Genomic DNA, 7563 nt, shown 5'->3' with positions numbered 1-7563 from the left:
GTCCAGATCAATTTCATGCTGGACTTTGGCGCCGCTGGCAAACTGAACCGGGTTCCCAGCTGCCTCTCCGCATTTCAAGGGTGCAGGACTTTCCGGCCTTTGTTTGCGGCAGACGCCCTGCCCATAAGCCTGATATCCCGGTTCACACCGCAGGATGGCTTCCCCAAGCCAGGAGACGGGGCCATGTGAGGTGGGCCACCTATAGGCGCATTCGAAATAGTCGCGGCGGCCTTTGACAGGCCGCATCGCAACAATCGACTGTCGCGCGTGGTGCATCGCCCCTTTTTGACAGGCAGTAACCGGGTCGGCCGCATAACGATCTGGATTAAGCATCCCGGTGTAATACCACCAGCCCAGCGTTCCCTCTGGAAGACCGCCCTCCGCGCGTGCACTGCCGGGCACCAGGAGCAGCAGTATCAGGACGGAACGTATGAGACGACTGTGTGACGAAAACAGGCTGGCGTTGGGCATCGGCATTGGTTTTCCTGTCCTCTACGAGAGAATCCTGGCGGCGATTGCCAGGGGGAAAACCAAGGGTGACTGTTTGAGATTCTTACGTATTGCGATATGGCAATAGTGTATAGGACCAGCTTGAACGGCTCCGTATTTTTTCAAATGGAACGCAATCTTAATACCCGTACTCATTCGGCACCTCCCCCTCGACGCACGTGCGCGCCATCAAGTCGCCGGCAGCGACACGATAAAACTGCTGCCCTTTCCCGCTTCCGACTTGATGCTCAGGTTGCCACCGTGGCGCAGCAGCACGTGCTTGACAATCGCCAGCCCCAGCCCGGTGCCCTGGGTTTCGCGCGAGCGGCTCTTGTCGACCCGGTAAAAGCGTTCGGTCAGGCGCGCGATGTGCTTGTGGTCGATGCCGATGCCGGTGTCGGTGGCGACGAACTGCGGGCCGTTCGGGCCGATCTGCCAGGCCAGGTGCACAGTGCCGCCCGGCGGCGTGTAGCGCACCGCGTTCGAGGCCAGGTTGCCGAAGGCGCTGCGCAGCTCTTCCGCGTTGCCCATGATGTTCGGACCATTGACGCTCGACGTGATCTGGTGCTTGCCGCCCGACAGCGCCCTCGCCTCCTGCAGGATTTGCTCCATCAGCGCCGCAATGTCGACCGATTCGCTGCGCAGCGGGTAATCCACCGATTCCAGGCGCGACAGGGTCAGCATGTCTTCGATCAGGCGCTGCATGCGGTGGCCCTGTTCGGTCATCAGTTTCAGGTGCGACATGCGCGTTTCCGCGTCGAGGTTCATTTCGCTCGACGCGATTTCGAGGAAGCCGACGATCACCGTCAGCGGCGTGCGCAGCTCGTGCGAGGCGTTGGCGATGAAGTCGCGCCGCATTTCCTCGATGCGCTGGGTTTCGGTGGCGTCGTGCGTGACCAGGATCTGGCGCCGGTTTTCGAAGGGGATGATCTGGCAGATCAGCTTACGGTCGCGCAAGCTCAGGGTCAGCGGGTTTTCGTAGCGGCCGAGGATGATGTAGTCGATGAAATCCGGATGGCGGATCAGGTTGGTGACGCGCATGCCCTTGTCGCGCTCCAGGGTCAGGCCCAAGTGGCGTTCGGCGGCCGGATTGCACCATTCGAGGAACAGGACGTCGTCCATGATGGCCACGCCGTCGGGCAGCAGGTGCATGGCCTGGCGGAAACGGGCCAGCCATTCGGTCAATTCGGCCTGGTTGCGCTCGTCGTCGCGGCGCAGGCGGTACAGGCGCGAGAAGATATTGGTCCAGGAACCCCAGCCGTCGGGCAGCTTGGCCGAGTGCGGGTCGTCCAGCCAGTAGCCGAGCTGATGCAGGTAGGAGAGCTGGATGAACAGCAGGACGAAGACGGACAGGAAGGCCACGGCCAGGCCGTAGACCAGGCCGAACAGCCACCAGAATACGCCCGCGCCAAGCAGGATAAAGCTCATGCGCAGCAGCGCGGGGATCCAGAACAGCAGTTTGGGATTCATGTTGCGGGGAGTGTCCTTGTTCAAGCTAACCGAATAAACGTTCGTTTACCGTTAGCCCCGTCGTTCCCGCCGAATGCCGCCTTGGCGCGGGAAGTCGTTTCTGGCAGTGCCAGGAACGACGAGGTGAAGGTATGGGTTACGCCGATATCTATATCTACTGCGACAAATCACTTCTCCGACAGCATATACCCAACGCTGCGCACCGTCTTGATCAGCTTTTCCGATTCCTTGAGCGCCTTGCGCAGCCTGAGCACATGCACATCGACCGTGCGTTCCTCGATCACCACATGGTCGCCCCACACCTTGTCGAGCAACTGGCTGCGCGAAAACACCCGTTCCGGATGCGCCAGCAAGAACTTCAGCAGCTTGAACTCGGCATGCCCCATGTCGATCTTCTGGCTGTCGATCGATACCGTGCAGCTGACCGGGTCCAGCGTCACCGGCCCGGCACTCATGACCGCCTGGTCATGCTCCGGACTCTTGCGGCGCAGCAGCGCCTTGGCGCGCGCCAGCAGCTCGCGCGGGGAAAACGGCTTGGTCACGTAATCGTCGGCGCCATTGTTCAAGCCCGCGATCTTGTCCTCTTCCATGCTCTTGGCGGTCAGCATGATCACCGGAATATCCTGGAAATTGCGGTCCGAACGCATGCGCGAGAGCAGGCGCAAACCCGTCTGGTCCGGCAACATCCAATCGAGCAGCATCAGGTGCGGTATGCGCTGCTGCATGAATTCCCAGGCGTCGGCCACATTCTGCACCGAACACACATTCCAGCCCGCCTCGCGCAGCGAGAACGTGACCAGTTCCACAATGGCCGGCTCGTCTTCTACTATCAATACAGTCGTTTTGTCAGATGCCATTGGTATTACGGTAAGGGGTTGTCTGGGATCGAATGCGCCTGTTTGGAGTGCCGGATATCCTTGCCTTCAACGACGTAGATCACATATTCCGCGATGTTCTTGGCATGGTCGCCAATGCGCTCGATGGCCTTGGCCACCCACAGGGTGTCCAGCGCCGACGAAATCGTGCGCGGGTCTTCCATCATGAAGGTAATCAGGTTGCGCATGATCGAGCGGAATTCATGGTCGATCACCGCATCCTGGGCGATCAGCTGCAAGGCCTGCTTGCCATCGAGGCGCGCAAAGGCGTCCAGCGCATCGTGCAGCATGTCGGAGGTGGCGGTGGCGATCGTGCGCACCATTTCGTAATGGTTCACGCCGACCGCGCCGCGCCCGTGCAAATTCTTGGAGGTGCGCGCAATCTTGGCCGCTTCGTCGCCGATGCGCTCCAGGTCGGTGATGACCTTGATCGTGGCCATGACCGTGCGCAAGTCGTTGGCGGTCGGCTGGCGCCGCACGATCAGGTGGCTGCAAGCGTCGTCGAGCGCCACTTCCAGCTGGTTGACTTCGTCGTCTTCCGCGATCACGCGGTCGGCGCGCTCCAGGTTGCCGATGCGAAAACAGGTCATCGCGTCGAGGAACTGGGTCTCGACGATGCCACCCATCAGCAACACCTTGGAGCGGATGGTTTCAAGTTCGTGGTCGTACTGCTTGGATGAATGCTCGCCTATCATTACTGCTCTCCGTATTTAGAATTGTCGTGGCTCAGCCAAAGCGTCCGGTGATGTAATCCTGCGTTTCCTTGCGGGCGGGATTCATGAAAATCTGGTCGGTCTCGCCGAACTCGACCAGCTCGCCCAGGTACATATAGGCGGTGTAGTCCGAGCAACGCGCGGCTTGCTGCATGTTGTGGGTCACGATGGTGATCGTGTAGTCCTGCTTGAGTTCGCTGATCAGTTCTTCCACTTTCGCGGTCGAGATCGGGTCCAGCGCCGAGGTCGGCTCGTCGAGCAGCAGCACGTCCGGCTTCACCGCCACGCCACGCGCGATGCACAGGCGCTGCTGCTGGCCGCCCGACAGCGACAGGCCGCTCTTGGACAGCTTGTCCTTGACCTCGCCCCACAGCGCGGCTTTTTTCAGCGCCCATTCGACGCGCTCGTCCATTTCGCCCTTGGACAAGTCTTCGTACAGGCGCACGCCGAAGGCGATGTTGTCATAGATCGACATCGGAAACGGGGTCGGTTTCTGGAACACCATGCCGACCTTGGCGCGCAGCATGTTCACGTCCTGGCCCGGATCGAGGATGTTTTTCCCACGGTACATGATCGAACCCTCGGCGCGCTGGCCGGGGTACAGATCGTACATGCGGTTCAGGGTGCGCAGCAGGGTCGACTTGCCGCAGCCGGACGGGCCGATGAAGGCCGTCACCTGTTTTTCAAAAATGTCGAGGCTGACATTGGTCAGGCTTTGCGTTTTGCCGTAGAAGAAATTCAGGCCGGAAATCTCGATCGTCTTGTTCTTTGGCGTTACAGTAGGAATCGGTGTAGGCATAGGGCTCATAAGATGGATCGGTCGATTATTTCGTGGTTTTCTGGCTGAACATGGTACGCGACACAATGTTCAATAACAACACGCTGAAGGTCAGCAACAGCGCTGCGGCCCATGCCAGGTCGATCCAGTTGTCGGACGTGCTCATCGCGAACTGATTGATGACCACCGGCAGGTTGGCAATCGGCGCATTCATGTCGGAACTGAAGAACTGGTTGTTCAGGGCCGTGTACAGCAGCGGCGCGGTTTCGCCGGTGATGCGCGCCACCGCCAGCAGCACGCCGGTCACCACGCCCGATTTCACGGCGCGCAGGCGCACCGTGGTGGCCACTTTCCAGCGCGGGGCGCCCAGGGCGAAGGCGGCTTCGAGCAAGCTTTGCGGCACCAGGCGCAGCATGTTGTCGGTGGTGCGCACCACCACCGGAATGGCGATCAGGGACAGCGCGATCGACCCGGCGTAGCCCGAATAATGCTTGGAGACGTCGACATACATGGTCCACACAAAGATGCCGAGCACGATCGATGGCGCCGACAGCATGATGTCGGTGACGAAGCGGGTGACCTGGGCGAAACGGTTCTCTTCGCCGTATTCGGCCAGGTAGACCCCGGCCAGGATGCCGATCGGGGTGCTGATGAAGGTGGCCAGGCCGACGATCATCAGGCTGCCGACGATCGCGTTGCGCAGCCCGCCGCCGTCGCTGCCGGGACCGGGCGTATCCTGGGTGAACAGGCCGAGCGAAAGTCCGGCGAAGCCCTTGCTCAGCAGGGTCCACAGGATCCACATCAGGAACATCAGGCCGACCGACATGGCCATCACCGACAGGGCGATGCCGATGCGGTGCTTCCAGAGGCGCTTGCGGTAGACGGGATTGAGAATGGTCTGGCTCATTTGACGCCTTCCTTGCGCGACATTCCGGCCAGCATCAGCTTGGCGGCGGACAGGACGATGAAAGTAATGATGAACAGGATCAGGGCCAGCGCCAGCAGGGACGACACGTGCAGCGCCGACTGGGCTTCGGCAAATTCGTTGGCCAGGGTCGAGGAGATGCTGTTACCAGCCGAGAAGATCGACCACGACAGCTTGTTGGCGTTCCCGATCACGAAGGTCACCGCCATGGTTTCGCCGAGCGCGCGGCCCAGGCCCAGCATGACACCGCCGACCACGCCGGTCTTGGTGTACGGCAGCACGATCTTGCGCACCACTTCCCATTTGGTGCAGCCCAGCCCGTATGCCGATTCTTTCAGCACGGCCGGCACGATCTCGAACACGTCGCGGATGACGGAGGCGATGAAGGGAATGATCATGATCGACAGCACCAGGCCGGCGGTCAGGATGCCGATCCCCATCATCGGGCCGGTGAACAGATGGCCGATGATGGGCAAGTGGCCGAGGGTGTTTTTCAACAGCGGCTGCACGTATTCGGCGAACAGTGGCGCAAACACGACCATGCCCCACATGCCGTAAATAATCGACGGAATGCCCGCCAGCAGTTCGACGGCGGTGCCCAGCGGGCGGCGCAGCCAGACCGGGCAGATTTCAGTGAGGAACAGTGCGATGCCGAAGCTGACCGGAAACGCGATCAGCAGGGCGATAATCGAGGTGGCCAGGGTGCCGACGATGGCGATCATGGCGCCGTATTTGTCGTTGCCCTGGTCCCATTCGACACTGGTGATGAAGCCGATGCCGAATTCCCTGAAGGCGGGCGCGGCGCCGACCACCAGCGAACCGATGATCCCGATCAGCACGATCAGGACCGATGCCGCGAACAGCAGGGTCACTTTGTGGAAGAAAAAATCCTGGATGCGCTGCTTGCGCATCGTTGACAGCATGGCAACCTGCTCGCGGTCGGGCTCCGCCGGTTTGCTCATGTCCATTGCGATAGTTGGGTGTGCGCTCATTGATTGACTTCGCTAGGTGTCCACATGGAGGTAGTTTCAAGGTATTACTAGAATGCTGACCGGCAGGCATGCCCCATGGCTTGCCTGCCGTGACTTCTTTGCACGACTGCACTTGCAGGGCGGGCACCAGACCCACCCTCTTCCGACTTACCAGATGGCCTTGCCGGAAGCATCTTTCAGACTGGCTTTCCAGGAATCGCCCACCAGCTTGGTGACGCTGTCCGGCAGCGGCACGTAGTCCAGTTCGACGGCCGACGCGTCGCCATTCTTGAACGACCAGTCGAAGAATTTCAGGACTTCCTTGCCCTTGGCGCCATCGGCCTGGCTCTTGTGCATCAGGATGTACGACACGCCGGTGATCGGCCAGCTGTTCTTGCCAGCCTGGTCGGTCAGGACGATGCCGAAGCCGGGCGCCTTGGCCCAATCGGCCGAGGCGGCAGCCGCCTTGAAGTTCTCGTCGTCCGGCTGCAGGAAAGTGCCTTCCTTGTTCTTGAGCTGGGTGTGAGCGATCTTGTTCTTCTTGGCGAACGCCCATTCCACGTAACCGATCGAGTGCTTGACGCGCTGCACGGTGGAGGCCACGCCTTCGTTGCCCTTGCCGCCCACGCCGGTTGCCCATTTCACGGATGCATCGGCACCGATCTTGGTCTTGAATTCCGGCGACACTTTCGACAGGTAATCGGTGAACAGGAAAGTGGTGCCGGAACCGTCGGCGCGGTGCACCACGGTGATTTCTTCGGCCGGCAGCTTGGCGCCCGGGTTCAGGGCGGCGATTTCAGGCGCGTTCCACTTGGTGATCTTGCCCAGGTAAATGTCGGCGATGACCGGGCCGGTCAGTTTCAGTGCGCCTGGCGCGATGCCGTCGATGTTGACCACGGTAACCACGCCGCCCATGATGGCCGGGAACTGCATCAGGCCGGCAGTGTCGAGCTCTTCCACGCCAAGCGGCTTGTCGGAAGCGCCGAAATCAACGGTTTTTGCCTTGATCTGTTTGATGCCTGCGCCGGAACCGACCGATTGATAGTTCAAGCCATTGCCGGTCGCCTTCTTGTACGACTCCGCCCATTTTGCATACACAGGGTAAGGAAAGGTCGCACCTGCGCCGGTCATGTCAACTGCCAGGGCGGAAGTCGAAACCGCCAGTGCGCCAACGCCAACGATAATGGAAGCTAACAACTGTTTCATTCGCATATCAAGTCCTTGTGGGTTATACAACGTGGAATGCTGCGCAGTCTAACGCGCAAATATGACACGTTTATGACATGGCTGAAATCCTGTAAGAATCCTTTCGCTGGCTGCATGATACGCTTGGCACATCCAC

Annotated in this window: 8 protein-coding genes; all 8 read right to left on the bottom strand. The window is 60.4% G+C overall.

What is annotated here, in order from left to right; genetic code table 11:
• A partial coding sequence (locus PO883_RS30245) for a hypothetical protein (RefSeq protein ID WP_289313062.1) occupies positions 1–477 on the bottom strand: 477 nt, incomplete at its 3' end.
• Between the two features lie 201 nt (positions 478–678).
• Positions 679–1959 (bottom strand): phosphate regulon sensor histidine kinase PhoR, encoded by a 1281-nt coding sequence (gene phoR / locus PO883_RS30240; RefSeq protein ID WP_289313061.1) that lies wholly within the window; start codon positions 1957–1959, stop codon positions 679–681.
• 167 nt (positions 1960–2126) lie between these two features.
• Positions 2127–2816 carry a response regulator gene (locus PO883_RS30235; RefSeq protein ID WP_167093858.1) on the bottom strand — a complete coding sequence of 230 codons (690 nt, stop codon included), beginning with the start codon at positions 2814–2816 and terminating at the stop codon, positions 2127–2129.
• A 5-nt stretch (positions 2817–2821) separates the two neighbouring features.
• Positions 2822–3529, bottom strand: coding sequence for a phosphate signaling complex protein PhoU (gene phoU, locus PO883_RS30230; RefSeq protein ID WP_054267437.1), 708 nt, complete (start codon positions 3527–3529; stop codon positions 2822–2824).
• A gap of 31 nt (positions 3530–3560) precedes the next feature.
• Positions 3561–4346: a phosphate ABC transporter ATP-binding protein PstB gene (gene pstB / locus PO883_RS30225; protein ID WP_167093859.1), complete on the bottom strand. Its 786-nt coding sequence runs from the start codon at positions 4344–4346 to the stop codon at positions 3561–3563.
• A gap of 25 nt (positions 4347–4371) precedes the next feature.
• On the bottom strand, positions 4372–5232 hold the full coding sequence (pstA, locus tag PO883_RS30220; RefSeq protein WP_289313060.1) for a phosphate ABC transporter permease PstA: 861 nt from the start codon (positions 5230–5232) through the stop codon (positions 4372–4374).
• Positions 5229–6218 carry a phosphate ABC transporter permease subunit PstC gene (gene pstC / locus PO883_RS30215; RefSeq protein WP_289313065.1) on the bottom strand — a complete coding sequence of 330 codons (990 nt, stop codon included), beginning with the start codon at positions 6216–6218 and terminating at the stop codon, positions 5229–5231. The genes pstA and pstC overlap by 4 nt, the downstream gene beginning before the upstream one ends.
• 171 nt (positions 6219–6389) lie before the next feature.
• The gene (pstS, locus tag PO883_RS30210) at positions 6390–7433 is read right to left on the bottom strand and encodes a phosphate ABC transporter substrate-binding protein PstS (protein WP_289313059.1); all 1044 of its coding nucleotides are present in this window, start codon (positions 7431–7433) and stop codon (positions 6390–6392) included.
• Between the last annotated feature and the right edge of the window lie 130 nt (positions 7434–7563).

This window comes from Massilia sp. DJPM01 (assembly GCF_030348125.1).
GTDB lineage: Bacteria > Pseudomonadota > Gammaproteobacteria > Burkholderiales > Burkholderiaceae_D > Telluria_A > Telluria_A frigida.
This window is presented reverse-complemented; position numbering and strand designations above follow the sequence as displayed.